The sequence below is a fragment of the Ramlibacter lithotrophicus genome (assembly GCF_012184415.1).
Classification (GTDB): Bacteria; Pseudomonadota; Gammaproteobacteria; order Burkholderiales; family Burkholderiaceae_C; genus Ramlibacter; species Ramlibacter lithotrophicus.
Genome location: NZ_VTOX01000009.1, coordinates 55,699 through 75,244 on the forward strand (window position 1 = coordinate 55,699; position 19,546 = coordinate 75,244).

18 protein-coding genes are annotated in these 19,546 nt (G+C 69.0%); 3 read left to right on the plus strand and 15 right to left on the minus strand.

All coding sequences use genetic code 11. From position 1 onward, the window contains the following. The first annotated feature begins 42 nt into the window (after positions 1 to 42). Positions 43 to 1,581: a tetratricopeptide repeat protein gene (locus RAMLITH_RS20205; RefSeq protein ID WP_168109258.1), complete on the plus strand. Its 1,539-nt coding sequence runs from the start codon at positions 43 to 45 to the stop codon at positions 1,579 to 1,581. Then, positions 1,581 to 3,845 carry a glycosyltransferase family 2 protein gene (locus RAMLITH_RS20210; protein ID WP_168109259.1) on the plus strand — a complete coding sequence of 755 codons (2,265 nt, stop codon included), beginning with the start codon at positions 1,581 to 1,583 and terminating at the stop codon, positions 3,843 to 3,845. Before RAMLITH_RS20205 ends, RAMLITH_RS20210 begins: the two co-directional genes overlap by 1 nt. On the opposite strand, the gene RAMLITH_RS25890 is transcribed toward RAMLITH_RS20210, so the two are convergent. The 15 genes from RAMLITH_RS25890 to RAMLITH_RS20285 all read right to left on the minus strand — a co-directional run bounded on the left by RAMLITH_RS25890 (position 3,846) and on the right by RAMLITH_RS20285 (position 18,349). Continuing rightward, complete coding sequence (locus RAMLITH_RS25890; protein WP_168109260.1) at positions 3,846 to 4,625, minus strand: response regulator transcription factor; 780 nt, start codon at positions 4,623 to 4,625, stop codon at positions 3,846 to 3,848. It lies immediately after the preceding gene. Next, positions 4,622 to 6,163 carry a GAF domain-containing sensor histidine kinase gene (locus RAMLITH_RS20220; RefSeq protein WP_168109261.1) on the minus strand — a complete coding sequence of 514 codons (1,542 nt, stop codon included), beginning with the start codon at positions 6,161 to 6,163 and terminating at the stop codon, positions 4,622 to 4,624. The genes RAMLITH_RS25890 and RAMLITH_RS20220 overlap by 4 nt, the downstream gene beginning before the upstream one ends. A gap of 7 nt (positions 6,164 to 6,170) precedes the next feature. Next, a complete protein-coding gene (locus tag RAMLITH_RS20225) occupies positions 6,171 to 6,602 on the minus strand; it encodes a YchJ family protein (protein ID WP_168109262.1) in 432 nt (143 codons plus the stop codon). Then, entirely contained in the window at positions 6,599 to 8,059 is a 1,461-nt protein-coding gene (locus RAMLITH_RS20230) for a TrkH family potassium uptake protein (protein ID WP_168109263.1), read from the minus strand. The genes RAMLITH_RS20225 and RAMLITH_RS20230 overlap by 4 nt, the downstream gene beginning before the upstream one ends. Positions 8,060 to 8,072: 13 nt before the next feature. Then, positions 8,073 to 9,467 carry a Trk system potassium transporter TrkA gene (gene trkA, locus RAMLITH_RS20235; protein WP_168109264.1) on the minus strand — a complete coding sequence of 465 codons (1,395 nt, stop codon included), beginning with the start codon at positions 9,465 to 9,467 and terminating at the stop codon, positions 8,073 to 8,075. Between the two features lie 78 nt (positions 9,468 to 9,545). Beyond that, positions 9,546 to 9,974: a rhodanese-like domain-containing protein gene (locus RAMLITH_RS20240; protein WP_168109265.1), complete on the minus strand. Its 429-nt coding sequence runs from the start codon at positions 9,972 to 9,974 to the stop codon at positions 9,546 to 9,548. A 25-nt stretch (positions 9,975 to 9,999) separates the two neighbouring features. After that, positions 10,000 to 10,569: a GAF domain-containing protein gene (locus RAMLITH_RS20245; RefSeq protein WP_168109266.1), complete on the minus strand. Its 570-nt coding sequence runs from the start codon at positions 10,567 to 10,569 to the stop codon at positions 10,000 to 10,002. A 61-nt stretch (positions 10,570 to 10,630) separates the two neighbouring features. Then, on the minus strand, positions 10,631 to 11,767 hold the full coding sequence (locus RAMLITH_RS20250; protein WP_168109267.1) for an acyl-CoA dehydrogenase family protein: 1,137 nt from the start codon (positions 11,765 to 11,767) through the stop codon (positions 10,631 to 10,633). 129 nt (positions 11,768 to 11,896) lie between these two features. Then, a complete protein-coding gene (locus tag RAMLITH_RS20255) occupies positions 11,897 to 13,078 on the minus strand; it encodes an acetyl-CoA C-acyltransferase (RefSeq protein ID WP_168109268.1) in 1,182 nt (393 codons plus the stop codon). A 19-nt stretch (positions 13,079 to 13,097) separates the two neighbouring features. Continuing rightward, positions 13,098 to 13,601 (minus strand): hypothetical protein, encoded by a 504-nt coding sequence (locus RAMLITH_RS20260; RefSeq protein ID WP_168109269.1) that lies wholly within the window; start codon positions 13,599 to 13,601, stop codon positions 13,098 to 13,100. Next, positions 13,602 to 15,488 (minus strand): bifunctional isocitrate dehydrogenase kinase/phosphatase, encoded by a 1,887-nt coding sequence (gene aceK, locus RAMLITH_RS20265; RefSeq protein ID WP_168109270.1) that lies wholly within the window; start codon positions 15,486 to 15,488, stop codon positions 13,602 to 13,604. It lies immediately after the preceding gene. 21 nt (positions 15,489 to 15,509) lie between these two features. Next, complete coding sequence (can, locus tag RAMLITH_RS20270) at positions 15,510 to 16,175, minus strand: carbonate dehydratase (RefSeq protein WP_168109271.1); 666 nt, start codon at positions 16,173 to 16,175, stop codon at positions 15,510 to 15,512. Positions 16,176 to 16,259: 84 nt separating this feature from the next. After that, a complete protein-coding gene (locus tag RAMLITH_RS20275; RefSeq protein WP_168109272.1) occupies positions 16,260 to 17,438 on the minus strand; it encodes an isovaleryl-CoA dehydrogenase in 1,179 nt (392 codons plus the stop codon). 15 nt (positions 17,439 to 17,453) lie between these two features. Then, positions 17,454 to 17,915, minus strand: coding sequence for a PaaI family thioesterase (locus tag RAMLITH_RS20280; protein ID WP_168109273.1), 462 nt, complete (start codon positions 17,913 to 17,915; stop codon positions 17,454 to 17,456). Between the two features lie 29 nt (positions 17,916 to 17,944). Continuing rightward, positions 17,945 to 18,349 carry a MerR family transcriptional regulator gene (locus RAMLITH_RS20285; protein ID WP_168109274.1) on the minus strand — a complete coding sequence of 135 codons (405 nt, stop codon included), beginning with the start codon at positions 18,347 to 18,349 and terminating at the stop codon, positions 17,945 to 17,947. 96 nt (positions 18,350 to 18,445) lie between these two features. Between RAMLITH_RS20285 and RAMLITH_RS20290 the strand changes: the two genes are divergently transcribed. Beyond that, positions 18,446 to 19,525 carry an MBL fold metallo-hydrolase gene (locus tag RAMLITH_RS20290; RefSeq protein WP_168109275.1) on the plus strand — a complete coding sequence of 360 codons (1,080 nt, stop codon included), beginning with the start codon at positions 18,446 to 18,448 and terminating at the stop codon, positions 19,523 to 19,525. Positions 19,526 to 19,546: the final 21 nt, after the last annotated feature.

Below are 19,546 nucleotides of genomic sequence, written 5' to 3' on the forward strand. Positions count from 1 at the left end.
GCGAGTGGCGACCCAGCCGTGCACATGGTAGGCTGCGCAAGCATGAGCACCGCCGCGTCGACCGTCCTGGCCTTCATTGTCGCCGCGGCGGCCGCGCCCCAGTGCCTCGCGCAAGTGGGCGCGGCCGTGCCTGTCCCCGCCGATGCGGTGGCGCCGGAGTCGCTGGTCGACGCCGCCCGGGCCGCGGCCCGCGCCGATCGCAACCGCGAAGCCGCCGACCTGTTCGCCCGCGCGATCGCCCAGGCTCCGGACCGCCGCCGTGAGCTGCTGCAGGAATACGCCGATCAGCTGAACTACTCTGGCCGGTCCGCGCAGGCCGCGCCGCTCTACCGCGAAGCGCTGCAGTCGCCTCGCTCGCGCGACGAACGGCTGCGCCTGCTCAAGGGACTGGGTCTCGCGCTGCTGTGGACCGACCAGCCCAGTCGCGCCAGGCCGGTGTTCGAGGCCCTGGTGCGCGAACAACCGGAGGATCGCGACGCGGCGCGCAACCTGGGACGCGCCCTCAGCTGGAGCGGCCGCCAGCGCGAAGCCGTGGCCCACCTGGAATCGGTGCTGCGCGCCGATCCCGGCGACGGAGAGGCACGCGTGATGCTGGCCCAGGCACAGGCATGGATGGGCCGGCCGGATCGCGCGCGCGCGTCGCTGGCCGGGGCCGGCGGCGCTGCGGCTCGCCAGCTCGCCCTGGATCTGGACCGAAGCGAGGCGCCGCGCTCCGCCGCCGAAGTGCAGCATTCCAGTCAGTCCGACCAGCTGGCGATCCGCAGCGCCCGCGCCGGGCACGCGCTCGCCTTCGACCAGGGCCGGGGCACCGCGGGCGTGCGCCTCGACCGGATCGAGTACGAGCGCGAAGACGGGGCCGACTCGACCACGGTGACTCGGCCCATGGCGCACGGCCGCTATCGCTTCAGTGACGCGGTGGAACTCAACGCCGAGGTCGGGCAGGAGCGCATCCGCGCCCGCGCCGGCGCGGCACACGATGCGACCGTGTACGCGAGCTGGCTCACGTGGTGGCCCAACGACCTGTGGCGATTCGATGCCAGCACCAGCCGCGGCACGTTCGACAACCTCCAGTCGTTGCGGCTGGGCATCACGGCCAGGCAGCATGGACTGTCCGCCGACTTCACGCCGAACGAGCGCCAGCGCCATACGCTCCGGCTGGCCCGCGCGGACTACAGCGACGGCAATGTGCGGCGCGACGCGCAGTTCGAGACCGAGTACCGCTGGCGCACCCATCCGGACGCCTGGATCGGAATGCGCCACACGCGGTTCGACTTCGATCGCCAGCTCGACCACGGCTATTTCAACCCACGCTCGTTCGAGGCAACTCAGGTCACGCTGCGGGCAGCGTGGCGGCCCGCCGGGCCACAGGGCCGCTGGGACGTCACGGCGGCGATGGCGGCAGGGCAGGAGCACGCACGTCCCGGCGGCAGCAAACCGGCCCGCGACGGCAGCTTGCGCGTGGGCTGGCGGGCCGACGCGCACACCCGGCTCGACGCGCGGGTCCAGCGCTTCAGCTCGCTCGCCTCCTCGGGGGGCTTCGCCCGCACGACGGTCGGCCTCAACCTGGAAAGGACCTGGTGATGGAAGACCGCGGCGGCGTGCTGCTCATCGGCCTGGCCAGCGACATGGCAGGCGACGTGCTGGCGCCGCTCGCGGCCGCGGGCCTGCACCCACAGCTGGGCACGGTGGCCGACGTGACGGACGGGCCGTGGTCGCTGGTCATCAGTGCGCCGGCGATCCGCGGGCTGGGCAGCATGGATCTGCTGGCGGCGCTGCGCAGCGCCACGCCAGCGCCGCCACTGTTGCTGATCGGGCGCGCGGCCGAGTTGCCGCCGCCCGGCGCCGGGCCGCTGCGGATCGAGTGCCTGCCCTGGCCGTTCCAGCCCGAAGAGCTGGTCAGCCAGGTGCAGCAACTGCTGCGCAAGCACCGGGCCGCCATTCCGGCGGTGGCTCCTCCAAGGCGCGAGTCGGTGGCGCGGATGGTCGAACCGCAATTCCTGGAACTGGCGGCCCATGAGCGCGACGAGCTGCGAGCCCGGCGACGGCCGGGCGAAAGCTTCGTCGCCGTGCTGCGCCTGGCCGAGCTCGACCAGTACCGGGAGCGCCTCGGTCACCAGGCCGAAGCCCGACTCTGGGAGCAGGTCGGCGTGCTGGCCGGGATGGACGCGCTGGCGGATGAAGTCGCCGCGCTCGGCAGCGAGGGCGACCTCCTGTTGCTGCTGCCAGGCACCTCCGCGCGCGAAGCCGCCCGGCGCCTGCAATCGCTGTCGGCCCGGCTGGCAACCGCCAGCCTGCAACTTGGCGGCCAGGCGGCGCAGTTTTCGCCCGCCATCGGCTTTCGCGACCTGCGCCGCAGCGCTGGCGCGGCCGATGCCTTGGCGCAAGCGCGGCAGGCGTGCGGGCAATCGGCCCGGCACCTGGATCTCCACCCGGTGCGCTGGCGCCGGGCCACGACCGCCGCCGTCCGCCGGGCCGGGCCGCTGCGCCTGTGGTGGTTTGACTTCTACGGCCGGCACCTGCTGGCCATCCAGTATCTGCTGACGATGGTGGTCGGCCTGGCGCTGCCGTTCCTCGCCTACTGGTGGCTGGGCACGCACGGCTGGGACATCAGCGAGCTGGTGTACGACGTGGTGGTCGCCATGCTGGCGCTCACCGCACTGTCCATCTGGGCGGAGGGCTTCCTGGCCCTAAAGCGCGAGGACCCGCCGCTCGACCCGGCCACGCCATACCCGGCGGCATCGGCCATCATCGCGGCCTACCTGCCCAACGAAGCGCCCATCATCGAAGCCACGATCGCCGCGTTCCTGCGGGTGCAGTATCCAGGGCGGCTGCAGGTGATCCTGGCCTACAACACGCCGCGCGACATGCCGGAGATCGAACAGCGGCTGGCGGCCATTGCCCGCGAGCATCCGCGCTTCACGGCCATGCGCGTGCCGGGCAGCACGTCGAAGGCGCAGAACGTCAATTTCGCGCTGCCTTACGCCACCGGCGAATTCACCGCCGTCTTCGACGCGGACCATCAGCCGGACCCCGACAGCTTCCGCCGCGCGTGGCGCTGGCTCTCGCACGGCGCGGACGTGGTCCAGGGCCACTGCTTCATCCGCAACGGCGCCGCGTCGTGGGTCGCGAAAATGGTGGCCATCGAGTTCGAGCAGATCTACGCCGTGAGCCATCCGGGCCGCGCGCGGCTGCACGGGTTCGGCATCTTCGGCGGCAGCAACGGCTACTGGCGCACCGCGCTGCTGCGGGAGCTGAGGATGCACGGTTTCATGCTGACCGAGGACATCGATTCGTCGCTGCGCGCCGTCGTGCGCGGGCGCCGCATCGTCTCGGACCCGCACCTGGTCTCGCGCGAACTGGCGCCTGAGACGATGCAGGCACTGACCAAGCAGCGGCTGCGGTGGGCGCAAGGCTGGCTGCAGATCTCGCTGAAGTGGATCGTGCCCGCGCTGCGTTCGAGGCACCTCTCGGTGCGCCAGAAGCTCGGCATGCTGCAGCTGCTGGCCTGGCGCGAGGTGTACCCATGGGTGTCGATGCAGGTCATTCCGCTCGTCGCCTGGTGGGCGGTCCGCGAGGGCTCGCTGTGGCGGCTCGACTGGCTGGTGCCGCTCTTCGTCGTCACCACCTTGTTCACGCTCAGCACCGGTCCAGGGCAGATCCTGTTCACGTACCGGCTCGCCGACCCGGCGCTGAAGCAGCACCGCTCGTGGTTCTGGTTCTACGTGGCGACCTCCACGCTGTTCTACGCCGGCCTGAAGAATGCCTGGAACCGGATCGCCCATTACAAGGAGTGGCGCGGCGAGACCGCGTGGATCGTCACGCCGCGGGTCTCGGCGAAGCGGTGATTAGCGTCCGGCCGGCCGCCGCAGGCGTCCCAGCCGGCTCGCGAGCTCCGCCGGATCGAACGGCTTGACCAGATAGTCCGCGGCCCCCGCCGCGAGGGCGCTGCCCACGGATCGCTCGTCGCCCTGCGCCGTCAGCATCATCACCGGCACGCCGTTCCATCGCGGCAGCCCGCGCAACTGTTCCAGCAGCTGCAGGCCGTCGATCTCCGGCAGCATCACGTCGAGCAGCACGGCATCGGCCACCGGTCCATCGTGGATCGCGGCCAGCCCCTGGCGGCCGTCGTGGGCCTCGACCACCGCCCAGCCCTGCTGCCGCAGGATGAAATCGAGCAGGTAGCGGATGCCGGGATCGTCCTCCACCACCAGCGCCAGCGGCATCCGCTCCAGCGGCGCCGGTATGGTGCCGGGACCGGTCAGCACCGCCATGATGCGGTCGCACAGGTGCAGCGGATCGAACGGCTTGGCGATGACGTCGACGGCCCCCAGCTTGCGCAGTTCGGCGACCTGCCGAGCGTTGGTGTGGGCGGTCAGGAACACTGCCGGGACGCTGCGCAGTTCCGGCTGCCGGCGCAGCGCGACCAGGGTCTGCGGGCCGTCCATTCCGGGCATGGACACGTCGAGCATCAGCAATTCGGGCGCGAACGACGCCGCACGCGCGATGGCGTCCTCGCCCGAAGCGCAGGCCAGCACCTGGTGGCCACCCAGCTCGCCCAGCGTCATCGCGGCGATCGTCCGGATGCCGTCGTCGTCCTCGACCAGCAGGATGCGGCGTCCGCTCATGGCGAGACCTCCGGGAAGGTGACGTGGAAGCAGGTGTGGCCCGGCCGCGATTCGTAGCCGATGCTGCCACCCATGTGCTCCGTCATCTGCTTGGCGATCGACAACCCCAGGCCGGAGCCGCCCTTGGTGCGCCGGCTGTCCATGTCCGCCTGCGCGAAGCGCTGGAAGATGCGTTCGCGGAAGTGGTCGGGAATGCCGGGGCCGGCATCGGTGACCGAGAGCCGCACCCGGCCGGCCCCGGCCGGCGCGGCCTCCAGCAGCACGCGGCTGTCGCGGGGCGCGAACTTGATCGCGTTGGAGACCAGGTTGGCCATCACCTGGTGGAGGCGCTGCGGGTCGGCGGTGAGCCGGAGGTTCTCCGGGGCCAGAACGGCCAGCGCCACGCCGACGGCCGCCGCGGCCGTCTCGTAGCCGTGCGCGAGCTGGTCGAGCACGCGCGCGGCGTCCAGCGGCTCCAGGTTGAATTCCATCTTGCCGGAGGCGATCTGCTCCAGGTGCAGGATGTCGTCGACGATGCGGCGCAGGCGGTCGGTGTTGTCGGCGGCCAGCGTCACCAGACGCGCCGCCGCCGCCGGCATGGGACCGCCGGCGCCTTGCTGCAACAGCTTCACCGCGCCGTGGATGGACGTGAGCGGCGTGCGCAGTTCGTGGTTCACGACGGAGATGAATTCGTCCTTCATCCGGTCCACCTGCTTGCGTTCGCTGATGTCCTGCACGATCGACATCACCACCGGACGACCGCCTGTCTCCAGCAACTGCCAGCGGACCTCGACCGGGTAGTGCACGCCGTCGCTGCGCCGGCGCGTGCCCTCGAACACCACGTTCGCAGCGCCGGCGCGCAGCTGCCGCACATAACCTTCGAAGTCCGCCCGCCGACGGTCCGCGGTGACGTCCATGGGCGTCATGCGGCGCAGTTGCTGCAGCGAATAACCCAGCGCGTGCTGCGCGGTCGCATTGACGTGCAGGAAGCGCAGAGTGTCCGGATCGGTAATGAAGACTTCTTCGGCGATCCGGTCGAAGAGCGTCCCCAGCCAGCTTTGCAGCCGCGAGCCCTTGCTGGCTTCCAGCACCGCCATCACGACGTTCGCCAGTTGGTCGAGCGCGACGCGCTGCGCCGGCGTGAGCTCGCGTGGCCGGCCGTCCAGCACGCACAACATGCCGATGTTGTTGCCCCGCGCGCTGGTCAGCTGGCTGCCGCCGTAGAAGCGGATCTCCGGCGGCCCGGCCAGCAGCAGGTTGTCGTTGAAACGCGCGTCCTTGCAGGTGTCGGGGACTTCGAACAGCTCCCGCTCCAGGATCGCGTGGCCGCAGATGCTCTCGTCCCTGCCGGTCTCCCGCAGGGAGATCCCGAAGGAGGCCTTGAACCACTGGCGTTCCCCATCGATGAGCGTCAGCGCCGCGTACGGCGTGCCGCAGACGGTTGCCGCCAGCGCGGCGATCTCGTCGAACACCCGTTCGGCCGGTGTGTCGAGAATGCCGTAGTCGTACAGGTCCGACAGGCGATCTGCCTCGTTGTCGGGTCTCGCCGGTGCTCGCATCGCTCGATTATGAGGGGCGATGGGCGGCCGCTCCAGAGACCACGCCATCCACGTAGTACCAGCGCCCGTCCGCCTCCCTGACGAAGCGGCTGGTTTCATGCAGGCGGTCGGCGCGCCCGTGCAGGCGCGAGCGGGCGACGAATTCCACCACCGCGTGGCTGGCATCCACCACGCGGTGCGAGCGCACCTCCAGCCCCAGCCACTTGACGCCTGGCTCGAGCCCCAATTGCGCCGGCCGGGTGCTGGCATGCCAGGTCGCGAGCAGGTAGCGTTCGTCGCCGCGCGCGAAGGCCGTGTAGCGCGAGCGCATCAGCGATTCGGCGTCGGGAGCCGCTGCATCCGCATCGATCCAGCGGCCGCAGCACTGTGCATAGGCCAGCGGCCGGCCCCGGCCGTCGGTACGCCCGCAGGGACAGTCGGGGGCGGCGCCTTGCTTCATTTGCGCCAGAACTGGGCGGTGAAGAGCACCAGCACCGACAGCAGTTCCAGCCGACCCAGCAGCATCGCCGCCGTGCAAACCCACAGCTGGAACTCGTTGAGGAAGCCGAAGTTGTAGGCTGGCCCGACCAGCCCCAGGCCCGGGCCGATGTTGTTGACGCACACGATGACGGCGGAAAACGCGGTGATCAGGTCCAGGCCCGACAGGAGCAGCGCCAGCGTGAAGCCGACGATGCTGGCGCCGTAGATCAGCATGAAGCCGAGGATGGCGGCGATCACGTTCGTCGGAACCGTGCCTCCGCCGAGGGTCACCGGATTGACGACCCGCGGATGGATGATGCGCACGAGTTCGCGTCGCGCCTGCTTCACGAGCAGGATCATCCGCACCATCTTGATGCCGCCGCCGGTGGACCCGGCGCACGAGGCGAAGCAGCCGAGGAAGATCAGCAGCACGGGCGCGAACACCGGCCACAAAGCGTAGTCCGTCGACGCGTAGCCGGTGGTGGTCGCCAGCGAAACCACCTGGAATGCCGCCTCCCGCAGCGCCTTCCACGGGCTGTCGTAGGTGCCCCGCACGAGCAGCAGGATGGTGACGACCGCAATCGAGGCCGCGAGCACCGCCAGGTAGGCTCGCACTTCCGCGTCGCGCAGCAACGGCATCGCCGAGCGCTGGCGCCAGACCACGAAGTAGCGCGCAAAGCTGACGCCCGAAAGCGTCATGAAGAAGATCGCCACTCCCTCGATCAGCGGCGAGTCCCAGTGGCCGAAGCTGGCGTCGTGCGAGGAGAACCCGCCCAGGCCCATGGTGGTGCACATGTGCATGAAGGCGTCGGCCCAGCTCATGCCGGCCCAGCGGTAGCCGACGAGGCAGGCCGCCGACAGCACGAAATACACCGTCCACAGGCCGCGCGCCGTCTCGGCGATCCGCGGCGTGAGCTTCGCGTCCTTCATCGGTCCCGGCGTTTCCGCCCGGTACAGCTGCATGCCCCCCAGCCCCATCAACGGCAGCACGGCCACCACCAGCAGGATGATCCCCAGCCCGCCGATGTATTGAAGGAAACACCGCCACACGTTCACCGACACCGGCAAGGCGTCGAGCCGCGACAAGGCCGTTGCGCCGGTGGCGGTGAGCGCGCTCATCGCCTCGAAATACGCGGTGAACCACTCGATGCCTGGCACCGTGAGCATCAGCGGCGCGGCTCCGTACGCCGGCAGGATCATCCACACCAGGCTCACCAGCAGGAAGCCGTCTTTGGGCAGCAGTTCGCGCTGGTAGCGCCGCATCAGCGCGGCCAGCACCAGCCCCGAGGCCGCCGTGCCGAGAAAGGCACCGGCCCAGATGCGGGCGAGGTCGATGCCGTCCAGGCTCCACGCCCAGGCGAGCGGCACCAGGAAGGCCACGGAGAAGCCGACCAGCACGCGCGAGAGCACCGCCAGGACCGGAAGGAGGATCTCCATCGATGCTAGGCGCTCAGAAGTAGGTGGCACTCACCTGGAACAGCCGCTCGACGTCGCGGACCTGCCGCTTGCTGGGAATGAACATGATCAGGTGGTCGTCGGATTCGATGTAGGTGTCGTGGTGCGGCATCAGCACCTGCTGCTCGCCGCCCTCGCCGCGCACGACGGCGGCCAGGCGCACACCGGCCGGCAGGATGCCTTCCAGCTGGGCCACGCTGCGGCCCACCAGCTTCGAGGTCTTGGCGTCGCCACGGGCGACCCCTTCCAGGGCTTCCGCGGCGCCGCGCCGCAGGCTGTGCACCGCCACCACGTCGCCCCGCCGCACGTGTGCCAGCAGTTCACCGATCACGGTGTGCGCGGGCGAGACCGCGATGTCGATGGTGCTGCCCTGGATCAGGTCGGCGTACGCGCGGCGGTTGATCAGGGACAGCACGCGGCGCGCGCCCAGCCGCTTGGCCAGCATCGCCGACAGGATGTTGTCCTCGTCGTCGCTGGTCAACGCCAGGAACAGGTCCATGCTGGCGACGTTCTCGTCGGCCAGGAGTTCCTCGTCGGTTCCGTCGCCCTCGAGCACCAGCGTGTCGGTGGGAAGCTGGGACGCGAGGTATTCGCAGCGCACGCGGTCGCGCTCGATCAGCTTGACCTGGTAGCGGCCGGCCAGCCGCCGCGCCAGCCGCAGCCCCACGCGGCCGGCCCCGGCGATCATCACCCGGCGCACCGGCTCGTCGAAACTGTGGATGCCCGCGAGCGCGTCGCGGATCCGGTCCTGGTCGGCCAGCAGAAAGACTTCGTCGCCGGGCTGGATGCGCGTCCCGGGCCCGCACGGCTGCTCGACGTCCTGCCGGTAGACGGCGACCACCCGCATCTGAGCCTGCGGAAACAGCTCGCGGAATTCCGAGATCGTGTGATTGACCAGCGTGCTGCCTTCGGTCGCCCGCACGGCGACCAGGTGGGCCCGCCCCTTGGAGAACTCCAGCACCTGCAGCGCCTCGGGATAGTCGATCAGCTTCTGCACGTAGCGCACCACCGACTCCTCGGGGCAGATCACGTGGTCGACCGAGAACCCCGCCTTGCCCAGCAGCGGATCGCTTTCCATGAACTCGGGGGAACGCAGGCGGGCGATGGTGGACGGCACGCCGAAGCGGTCGTGCGCCACCTTGCAGGCGACGAGGTTCGTTTCGTCCAGCTCGGCGCAGGCGATCAGCATGTCGGCATCGCGGATCCCCGCGCGCTCCAGCACCGACGGTTCGATGGCATTGCCGGCGACGCCGCGCAGGTCCATGCGGTCTTCGAGATCGCGCAGGCGCCGCGCGTCGCGGTCTACGATGGTGATGTCGTTCTGTTCGGAAACCAGGCTTTCCGCCACGCTCTCGCCGACGCGGCCGGCGCCCAGGATGATGATTCTCATATGGTGTGGCCGCAGCGGCGCCGACGCCGGGCCGCCCCCTGCAGCCGCGCCATCATAGCGGCGCGGCGGCGGCCCGGATCAGGCCTTCGGCGGATGACGACGGGCCCGGTGGGCTTCGTAGCTCTCGACCGGGGCGCCCTGCCTGACCCATTCCCCGAAACCGCCGTCGATATGGGCGACATTGGTCATGCCCATGTCCTTCAGCGCCTTGGTGGCCAGGGCGCTGCGCCAGCCGGCGCCGCAGAACAGGATGTACTCCTTGCCTTCCTCGCCGAACACCGGCTTGTAGTAGGGCGAGGCCGGATCGACCCAGAACTCCAGCATGCCGCGCGGCGCGTTGACGCAGCCGGGCACCGTGCCTTCGCGCTCGAGTTCGCGCACGTCGCGGATGTCGACGATCTGCACCCTGGGGTCGGCCAGCCGCTGCCGGACGTCCTGGACGCTGTAGGTGGTGATCTGCGCGCTCGCTTCGTCGACGAGCTGGCGAAATCCCTTGGTGATCGGCATGGTGGTCTCCTCGTCTTGTATTCGATCAGTCGGCCGTGGCCACGGCGCGCGCCTCGATCGCCTCGGCCGCCGCGGCGGCCAGCACGGCGACGGCTTCGCGCTCCTCGGCGGTGGGCTCGCGGTGCTCGCGGAAATAGGTGCCGAAGGTGCCCAGCACCCGGCCGTCCGCGCCCTTGATCGGCATGCTCCAGGCGCCCAGGAACCCGAGCGCCAGCGGCAACTGGCGCAACTCGGCCCAGCGCTGGTCGGCGTAGAAACTGGGCGTGAGCACGATCTCGCCGGTGGCGGCGGCCGCGGCGCAGGTGCCGACCTTGGGGTCGGGCTTGAGCCGGTCGATCTGGTCCAGGTAGTCGGCCGGCAGGTTCGGCGACGCGCCGTTGCGCAACAGGCCCTCGCCATCCAGGACCAGGATCGACGCGACCGTGGTCCCGCCGGAGAGCGCCTCGGCCGTCGTGGCCAGGTGGCCGAGGATTGCGTGCAACGGGGCACCGTCCTGGATCATGCGCACCGAACGATCGTGCGCCGCGTCGAGCACCGCCCGGCGTCCCGCCACTGAACCCGGGGCCTTCGCTGCGGAATGAAGCTCGTCGTGCATGCGGCAGTATATTTGCCGGCTGCCGGGCGACGCCCCCTCGGCAGTGCCGAAGAACTTTCTCTTACTCCTGCTGCAGAGCTCGCTGGATGATGATCTTCTGCACGTCGGAGGTGCCTTCGTAGATCTGGCAGACGCGCACGTCACGCCAGATGCGCTCGACCGGAAAGTCCGCCACGTAGCCATACCCGCCCAGCGTCTGGATGGCGGCACTGCAGACCTGCTCGGCCATTTCGCTCGCGAACAGCTTGGCCATCGCCGCTTCCTTCAGGCACGGCCGGCCGGCATCGCGCAGGGCCGCCGCATGCCAGATGAGCTGGCGCGCCGCTTCCAGCTTCGTGGCGCACTCCGCCAGCCGGAAGCCGACCGCCTGATGGTTGAGGATCGCCGTGCCGAAGCTCTCGCGCTCCCTGGCGTAGGCGAGCGCCACCTCGAAGGCACTGCGCGCCATGCCGACGCTCTGCGCCGCGATGCCGATGCGCCCGCCTTCGAGCGCGGACAGCGCGATCCGGTAGCCCTCGCCTTCCTCACCGATCAGGTGGTCGGCCGGAATGCGGCAGTTCTCCAGCTGGATCTGGGCGGTGTCGCTGGAGTGCTGGCCGATCTTGTCTTCCAGCCGCGCGACCACGTAGCCCGGCGTGTCGGTCGGCACCATGAACGCGCTCATGCCGCGCTTGCCGGCGCCCTTGTCGGTCACCGCGATCACGATCGCCACGTGGCCGTGCTTGCCGCTGGTGATGAACTGCTTGACGCCGTCCAGCACGTAGCCGCCGCCCTCGCGGGTGGCCGTGGTGCGCAGCGCCGACGCGTCGCTGCCGACGTGCGGCTCGGTCAGGCAGAAGGCGCCGAGCAACTCGCCGCGAGCCAGCGGGACCAGCCAGCGCTGCTTCTGCGCGTCGCTGCCGTAGCGCATCAGGATCGCGTTGACGGGGCAGTTCGTCACGCTGATCGCCGTGCTGGTGCCGCCGTCGCCGGCGGCGATCTCCTCCAGCACCAGCGCCAGCGTCAGGTAATCGAGCCCGGCGCCGCCCAGCTCCTCGGGCACGCAGATGCCGTAGGCGCCCAGCGCCGCCAGCCCCCGGTGCGCCTCCAACGGGAAGTGATGCTCCTTGTCCCAGCGCGCGGCATGCGGCCACAGTTGTTCCTGGGCAAATGCACGCACCGCGTCGCGGATCGATTCCTGGTCGGAGGTCAGCAACATCTCTCGTCTTTCTCCGCTAGCGGCACCGCTTGCGCGGAGCAACGCGCAGCGCGAGCGCACCTTGGGAAAGGTCCGGCTCCGCCGGCCTTTCCCAACTGATCACGCCATCTGGAAAACGCGCAGCGTTTTTCAGATGAGTTCCAAGGCCACGGCGGTGGCTTCGCCGCCGCCGATGCACAACGTCGCGATGCCGCGCTTGCCGCCGCGCGCCTGCAGCGCATGGATCAGCGTCACCATGATGCGGGCGCCGGAAGCGCCGATCGGGTGGCCCAGCGCACAGGCGCCGCCGTTGACGTTGAGCTTGTCGTGGCTGACGCCCAGTTCCTTCATCAGCGCCATCGGCACCACGGCGAAGGCCTCGTTGACTTCCCACAGGTCGACGTCGCCGACCTTCCACCCGGTCTTGGCGAGCAGCTTCTGCACCGCGCCGACCGGCGCGGTGGTGAACCACTCCGGCTCCTGCGAGTGCATCGTGTGGGCGACGATCCGGGCGATCGGCTTGCTGCCGTACCGGGTGGCCACTGATTCCTTCATCAGGACCATCGCCGCGGCGCCGTCGTTGATGCTGGAGCTGGACGCGGCCGTGATCGTGCCGTCCTTCTTGAACGCGGCCTTCAGCTGCGGGATCTTGTCGAGCTTGACCTTGCCCGGGCCTTCGTCGATGGCGACCACCACCTCGCCGGCGCGGCTCTTCACCGTCACGGGGGTGATTTCCTTCGCGAATGCGCCCGACTCGGTCGCGGCCTTCGCGCGCTTGACGCTGGCGATCGCGAACGCATCCTGCTCCTCGCGCGTGAACTTGTACTTCGCCGCGCAGTCCTCGCCGAACGTGCCCATGGAACGGCCCGCCTCGTAGGCGTCTTCCAGGCCGTCGAGCATCATGTGGTCGTAGATCCTGTCGTGGCCCATGCGGTAGCCACCTCGGCCCTTGAGCATGAGGTACGGCGCGTTGGTCATGCTCTCCATGCCGCCGGCGACCATCACTTCGTGCGTACCGGCCAGCAGCATGTCGTGCGCGAACATGGCGGCCTTCATGCCGGAACCGCACATCTTGGACAGCGTCACGGCGCCTGCGCTCTTGGGCAAGCCGGCCTTGAACGCGGCCTGGCGCGCCGGTGCCTGGCCCTGGCCGGCCATCAGGCAGTTGCCCATCAGGACCTCGCCCACGGCGTCGCCCGAGATGCCGGCGCGCTCGACGGCCGCCTTGATCGCCGCCCCGCCCAGGTCGTGCGCCGACAGCGCGGAGAAATCACCCTGGAAGCCGCCCATGGGGGTACGGGCGGCGCCGACGATGACGATGGAATCGGACATGTTCAGCTCCTTTCAAAGCTCAGTGGGAAATGATCGACGCCGCGCCGCGTTCCTCTTCGTCGATGCGGCGCAGGTAACTCTGGAATTGTGGGTCTTCGCCCCGCAAAAGCAACGGCAGGGCGTTGTGGAAATCGTCCCGGTGGCACCATTCCCGCATGTAGTCTTCCCAGCTGTTCCAGCGGCGCGCTTCGGTCTCGCTCATGTCGGGCTTGTACGCCACCAGGTAGGCGCGCTCGAACAGCGACATCAGCATGTCGAAGATCACCAGCATGCGCTCGTGCTGCTCGGGCGTGGGGTTGGCCAGGGGCTCGTTGGAGCGCAGCTGCAGGTCCGGATTGGCCAGCACCACCTTGAGGAAGTCGTTGTAGGCATTGGAGAGCAGCTGGTAGCCCTCTTCCTCCTCGTTGTCGCGCTCCTTGCGCTGCTCCCAGGCGAAAAAGGCGATCGCGAACGGCAGGCCCAGCGCCGTGACGACGAAGCTCGCCAGCTCCCAGGCGTCGCGGACTTCCTGGCTGACGGCCATTCAGCGGCCCTCCCCGGCCACGGCCAGCGCGGGCGTCTTCGGCGCCGCCGCGGCCTGCGACGAGACATGGCCGTGCCGCCGCGCGAACCGTTTTTCCGGGTCGTACGGGAACACGTCGTGCACGTGCCCGGCGAGGATCCGCTCCTTGCGCGAATTCCAGAAGGCCGGGTCGAGCAGGACCGCGTGGTGCTTGAGGAACACGTCGCGCACGACCGGGTTGCCGAGCAGGAAGGGCGCGAAGCTTTCCGGGAAGACGTCGCGCGGCCCGACGCGGTACCAGACCTCGCCGGCCAGTTCCTCCTCCTCGGTGCGCGGCTGTGGAATGCGGCGGAACGTGCAGTCGGTGAGGTACTCGATCTCGTCGTAGTCGTAGAAGACCACCTTGCCGTTGCGCGTCACGCCGAAGTTCTTCCACAGCATGTCGCCGGGAAAGATGTTGGCTGCCACCAGGTCCTTGATCGCCTTGCCGTATTCGAGCACGGCACTCTCGATCTGCCCGCGCGCCTGGGCCGCCGCGGCCTCGTCGTCGCCGGCATCCTGGAACGCGTCGAACGCCTCCTGCAGGTAGATGTTCAGCGGAATCATCCGCCGCTCGATGTACAGGTGCTTGATGACCACTTCCTCGTGGCCGTCGCCGTCGCGGTCGCTGATCTCCAGCTGGCTCGGGGCGTGCAGCCGGATCTCGTCGAGCAGCTCGTCCTCGAAGCGCTCGCGCGCGAACGCCACCTCGCTGTATTCCAGCGTGTCGGCCATGCGCCCGACCCGGTCGTGCTGCTTGACCAGCAGGTACTTGCCCTTCACCTGATCGCGGGTGGTGTCCTTCTGGGGCGGGAAGTGATCCTTGATCAGCTTGAAGACGTACGGGAACGACGGCAGGTCGAACACCAGCATCACCATGCCCCTGATGCCGGGCGCGATGCGGAACTTGTCGCTGGAGTGCTTCAGGTGGTACAGGAAGTCGCGGTAGAACAGCGTCTTGCCCTGCTTGGCCAGCCCCAGCGCGTTGTAGAGCTCGTTGCGCGGCTTGCGCGGCATGAGGGAGCGCAGGAACTGCACGTAGGCCGACGGCACTTCCATGTCGACCATGAAGTAGGCACGGGCGAAGGAGAACAGCGCCTGCAGGTCGTCCTCGCCGAACAGGCAGGTGTCGATCACCAGTCTTCCTGACCGGTTATGCAATATCGGCAGCGCGAACGGCACCTCGTTGAAGCCGTTGATGACCTTGCCGACGACGTACGCGCCCTTGTTGCGGAAGAACAGCGACGACAGCACCTGGATCTGGAAGTTGGCGCGCAGGGTGACGTGGTGCAGCCGCGCCTCGATCGCCTCGCGCACGTACCCGGCGTCGCGCGCGAGGTCGTCGAAGGGTCGCTGCAGCTGGAAGTTGTCGATGATCCGCACGATGGTCTCGCCGAGGGTGTCGCGCGACGGGTAGTAGGCGCGGTAGGTCGGCTTGGCCGCGGGCTCGTCGTTCTCGATGTATTCGGTGCTGACGGCCGGGCGCACGAAGATGAAGTCGTTCTGGAAGTGCGTGCGGTGCAGGATCTTGGTCGTGACCGAGTTGAAGAAGGTCTCGGCCAGCTCCGGCTGGTGGTGGTCGACCAGCAGCCCGATGTAGTGCAGCTTGGCCTGCTGCCAGACTTCCATCGGCTGGTCGCCGGCCCTGAACTCACGCTCCAGGCGGGTGACGGCCTCCTTCACCCGCAGGTCGTAGAACTCGATCCGCTCGCGCTGTGCCCGCTGCTGGGCGTGCCAGTCGGCCGTCTCGAAGCGGTGCTGCGCCCGCTGCGACTCGGTGCGGAACAGCCGGTAGTGCCGGTTGAAGCCGTCGATCATTGCCTTGGCGATCCCCCAGGCCTGCGGCGAGTCCAGGCGTTGCGGGAACACGGGTCCGGCCTCCGGGGAGCGTCAGGCGTCGCGGCGCGCGCACGCCACCGCGGCGATCGCGTCGCGGTATACGGTTTCGAGGCTCGCGGCGCCGTCCACGCTCACGTGCAGGTCCTTCAGCAGCCCGTCGGAGACGCCGTAGCACCAGCCGTGCAGCGTCACCTGCTGGCCGCGCGACCAGCAGTCGCGCATCACGGTCGTGTGGGCGACGTTGAGCACCTGCTCGATGACGTTGAGCTCGCACAGCGCATCCAGCCGGTGCTCCTCGGGCACCCACTCGAGGATCGAGGCGTGCTTCTCGCGCACGTCCTTCACGTGCTGGATCCAGTTGTCGGCGAGACCGACCCGGATGTCCTGCAACGCCGCCTGCACGCCGCCGCAACCGTAATGCCCCACCACCATCAGGTGCCGGATCTTGAGCTGGTCGACGGCGAACTGGATGGTCGAGAGGCAGTTCAGGTCGGTTGGCACCACGACGTTGGCGACGTTGCGGTGCACGAACACCTCGCCCGGCTCCAGGCCGGTGATCTGGTTCGCCGGCACCCTGCTGTCGGAGCAGCCGACCCACATGTAACGGGGCCGCTGCTGCTGCGTGAGCCCCCGGAAGAAGCCGGGGCGCTCCTTCTCCATCCGGGCGGCCCATTCCCGGTTGTGGTCGAACAGGTCCTTGAGGGAGGAGGAAGTCATGGCAGCGATTGTGCGTGGACAGAAGGTACGTGGAATGCCGTAAGGCGCTGCCGGCCGGTCAGGCCCGCGGTCGCAGCCGTCGCGTCACATCGTTTCCGCGAACAGCTCCCGCCCGATCAGCATCCGGCGGATCTCGCTGGTGCCGGCACCGATCTCGTACAGCTTGGCATCGCGCCACAGGCGCCCGAGCGGATAGTCGTTGATGTAGCCGTTGCCGCCGTGGATCTGGATGCCCTCGCCCGCCATCCAGGTCGCCTTCTCGGCGCACCACAGGATGACCGAGGCGCAGTCCTTGCGCACCTGCCGCACGTGTTCGCTGCCCAGGCTGTCGAGATTCTTGCCGATCGTGTAGCAGAAGGCGCGCCCCGCCTGCAGCACGGTGTACATGTCGGCGACCTTGCCCTGGATCAGCTGGAACTCGCCGATGCTCTGGCCGAACTGCTTGCGGTCGTGGATGTACGGCACGACGCTGTCCATCACGGCCTGCATGATTCCGATCGGCCCGGCGGCGAGGACCGCCCGTTCGTAATCGAGGCCGCTCATCAGCACCTTGGCGCCACCGTTCACGCTCCCGAGCACGTTCTCGGCCGGCACCTCCACGTTGCGGAACACCAGCTCGCCCGTGTGCGAGCCGCGCATGCCCAGCTTGTCGAGCTTCTGCGCGACCGAGAAGCCCTTCATCCCCTTCTCGATGAGGAAGGCCGTGACGCCGCGGGCGCCCAGTTCCGGCTCCGTCTTGGCATATACCACCAACGTGTCCGCGTCGGGACCGTTGGTGATCCACATCTTGCTGCCATCGAGGACGTAGTAGCCGCCCTTGTCCTGCGCCTTGAGCTTCATCGAGATGACGTCGCTGCCGGCGCCCGGCTCGCTCATGGCCAGCGCGCCCACGTGCTCGCCCGAAATCAGCTTGGGCAGGTACTTGCGGCGCTGGGCTTCCGTGCCGTTGCGCCTGATCTGGTTGACGCACAGGTTGCTGTGCGCGCCGTAGGACAGTCCCACCGACGCCGACGCGCGCGAGATTTCCTCCATCGCGATCATGTGGGCGAGGTAGCCCATGCCGGCGCCGCCGTATTCCTCAGTCACGGTGATGCCCAGCACGCCGAGCTCGCCCATCTTGCGCCACAGGTCCATCGGGAACTGGTCGCTGCGGTCGATCTCCGCCGCGCGCGGCGCGATCTCCGTTTCGGCGAACGCCCGCACGGCGTCGCGCAGCGCGTCGATGTCCTCGCCCAGCTGGAAGTCAAGTCCTGGCAGTCCCATGGTGTCTCCTCGTGTTCAGTGGCGGATGCCGTCGCGGCCGGTGATCGCCATCAGCGTGCAGTGCATGGTGGCGATCAGCTTCTCGCGGCCGTCGTCGATTGCGTACGCGCGTCCTTCGGCGACGGTGATGGTGCGGCCCGGCTTGAGCACCTCGCCGACCATCCGGAAGCGCTGGCCCCTGGCCGGCGCCAGCAGGTTGATCTTGTATTCGATCGTCAGCACGCCCGCGTCCGCGGCCATCAGGCTCGAGCCGGCATAACCGCAGGCGGAGTCCAGCGCGGTCGCCACCATGCCGGCGTGGAGGAAGCCGTGCTGCTGCGTCAGGCCGGCGGACCAGGGCAGCTCGATCACCACGCTGCCCGGCTCGACCGACGTGAGCGTCGCCCCGATGGTGTGCATCGCGCCCTGGCGATCGAAGCTCGCGCGCACCCGCTCGGCGAAGCCTGGGTCCTGGGGATCGAAGCGGGCAGCGGCCATGGCGTGATTGACGTTGACGTAAACGTCAATTATGCATGGGCCCGCGTCTTCTCGAGGCGGCCGAGCAGCGCCCGCGCCTCCTTCTCGTGCACCTTCACCTCGTCGAGGTTGGCCTGCAGGTCGGCCATCTGCTCTTCGAGCTGGCGGCGGTGCTCGGCCAGCACCGCCAGGAACTTGCGCAGCTGCGGCCCGGTGTCGCGCGGGCTGTCGTACATGTCGATGATTTCCCTGGCCTCGGTCAGCGACAGGCCGAGGCGCTTGGCGCGCAGCGTCAGCTTGAGCCGGGTGCGGTCGCGGGCGCTGTAGATGCGGTTGCGCCCGCCGGGGCCGGACCGCTCGGGCTGCAACAGGCCCATGTCCTCGTAGAAGCGCATGGCGCGCGTCGTGAGGTCGAACTCCCGGGCAAGATCGCTGATCGTGTATGTGGTGGCCATGTGTACGCCGCGGGACAGTGTGGGCAAGCGCCCGTCCCTACAATGCCGATTACATATGACGTTTACGTCAACGTCAATCCTGCGACGGGCCCGCCCATGAATTCACTCGAACGACTGCTGTACTACCCGCTCGGCGACGCCATGCCGCAACAGGGCGAAACGCTGGAGGTGCGGGCCGGTGCCGGCAGCGGACTCACGCCCGCCGTGAAGTGGGTGCGCATGGGCCTGCCGTTCGCCCTGGACCACATCAACCTCTGGCTGCTGCGCGACGAGCTCGGCGGCCGCAGCGGCTGGACCGTGGTGGACTGCTGCATCACCCGCGACGAGACCAAGGCGCAGTGGGAACAGGTGTTCGCAACCCAGCTCGACGGGTTGCCGATCCTGCGCGTGATCGTCACCCACATGCATCCCGACCACATCGGCCTGGCGCACTGGCTGTGCGAGCGCTGGCAGGCGTCGCTGTGGATCAGCGCCACCGACTATTACGCGGCCCGGGTGGGCTCCACGAGCACCACCGGCTTCGGCGGGGCGGCCGCGGCGGACTTCTTCGCGAGCCACGGCCTGACCGACCCGGAGTCCGTCGAGAAGATCCGCGGCCGCGCCAGCTACTACCCCGGCATGGTGCCAAAGGTGCCGCCGCGCTTCCACCGCCTGCACGAAGGCCGGGTGCTGCGCATCGGCGGGCGCGACTGGCGCTGCATCAGCGGCTACGGGCACGCGCCGGAACACATGGCGCTGTATTGCGACGCGCTCGAAGTGCTGATCAGCGGCGACATGATGCTGCCGAAGATCTCCACCAACGTGAGCGTGCACGACACCGAGCCCGAGTCGAACCCGCTGCAGGCCTTCCTCGATTCGATCGACAAGTTCCGCCACTTGCCGGCCGAGACCCTGGTGCTGCCGTCGCACGGCAAGCCGTTCGTCGGGCTGCATGAGCGCATCCGCCAGCTGCACGAGCACCACCGTGACCGGCTGGCGGAGGTGATGCAGGCCTGCGCCACCGCGCCGCAATCGGCGGCGGACCTGCTGCCGGTGCTGTTCAAGCGCAAGCTGGACCTGCACCAGACCACCTTCGCCATGGGCGAGTCGGTGGCGCACCTGCATGCGCTGTGGTTCGTGGGAAAGCTTCGGCGGGAGTCCTGCTCGGACGGGGTGTACCGCTTCACGGCTGTCTGAATTCGGGGACAAGGACGCAGA

Coding starts and splice junctions, on each gene's coding strand:
- RAMLITH_RS20220 (WP_168109261.1), bottom strand. CDS start 6,163: ATGCGAGCACCGGCGAGACCCGACAACGAGGCAGATCGCCTGTCGGAC.
- RAMLITH_RS20255 (WP_168109268.1), bottom strand. CDS start 13,078: ATGTCCGATTCCATCGTCATCGTCGGCGCCGCCCGTACCCCCATGGGC.
- RAMLITH_RS20260 (WP_168109269.1), bottom strand. CDS start 13,601: ATGGCCGTCAGCCAGGAAGTCCGCGACGCCTGGGAGCTGGCGAGCTTC.
- trkA (WP_168109264.1), bottom strand. CDS start 9,467: ATGAGAATCATCATCCTGGGCGCCGGCCGCGTCGGCGAGAGCGTGGCG.
- RAMLITH_RS20280 (WP_168109273.1), bottom strand. CDS start 17,915: ATGGCCGCTGCCCGCTTCGATCCCCAGGACCCAGGCTTCGCCGAGCGG.
- can (WP_168109271.1), bottom strand. CDS start 16,175: ATGACTTCCTCCTCCCTCAAGGACCTGTTCGACCACAACCGGGAATGG.
- RAMLITH_RS20245 (WP_168109266.1), bottom strand. CDS start 10,569: ATGCACGACGAGCTTCATTCCGCAGCGAAGGCCCCGGGTTCAGTGGCG.
- RAMLITH_RS20250 (WP_168109267.1), bottom strand. CDS start 11,767: ATGTTGCTGACCTCCGACCAGGAATCGATCCGCGACGCGGTGCGTGCA.
- RAMLITH_RS20230 (WP_168109263.1), bottom strand. CDS start 8,059: ATGGAGATCCTCCTTCCGGTCCTGGCGGTGCTCTCGCGCGTGCTGGTC.
- RAMLITH_RS20225 (WP_168109262.1), bottom strand. CDS start 6,602: ATGAAGCAAGGCGCCGCCCCCGACTGTCCCTGCGGGCGTACCGACGGC.
- RAMLITH_RS20290 (WP_168109275.1), top strand. CDS start 18,446: ATGAATTCACTCGAACGACTGCTGTACTACCCGCTCGGCGACGCCATG.
- RAMLITH_RS20210 (WP_168109259.1), top strand. CDS start 1,581: ATGGAAGACCGCGGCGGCGTGCTGCTCATCGGCCTGGCCAGCGACATG.
- RAMLITH_RS20205 (WP_168109258.1), top strand. CDS start 43: ATGAGCACCGCCGCGTCGACCGTCCTGGCCTTCATTGTCGCCGCGGCG.
- RAMLITH_RS20240 (WP_168109265.1), bottom strand. CDS start 9,974: ATGCCGATCACCAAGGGATTTCGCCAGCTCGTCGACGAAGCGAGCGCG.
- RAMLITH_RS20285 (WP_168109274.1), bottom strand. CDS start 18,349: ATGGCCACCACATACACGATCAGCGATCTTGCCCGGGAGTTCGACCTC.
- RAMLITH_RS20275 (WP_168109272.1), bottom strand. CDS start 17,438: ATGGGACTGCCAGGACTTGACTTCCAGCTGGGCGAGGACATCGACGCG.
- RAMLITH_RS25890 (WP_168109260.1), bottom strand. CDS start 4,625: ATGAGCGGACGCCGCATCCTGCTGGTCGAGGACGACGACGGCATCCGG.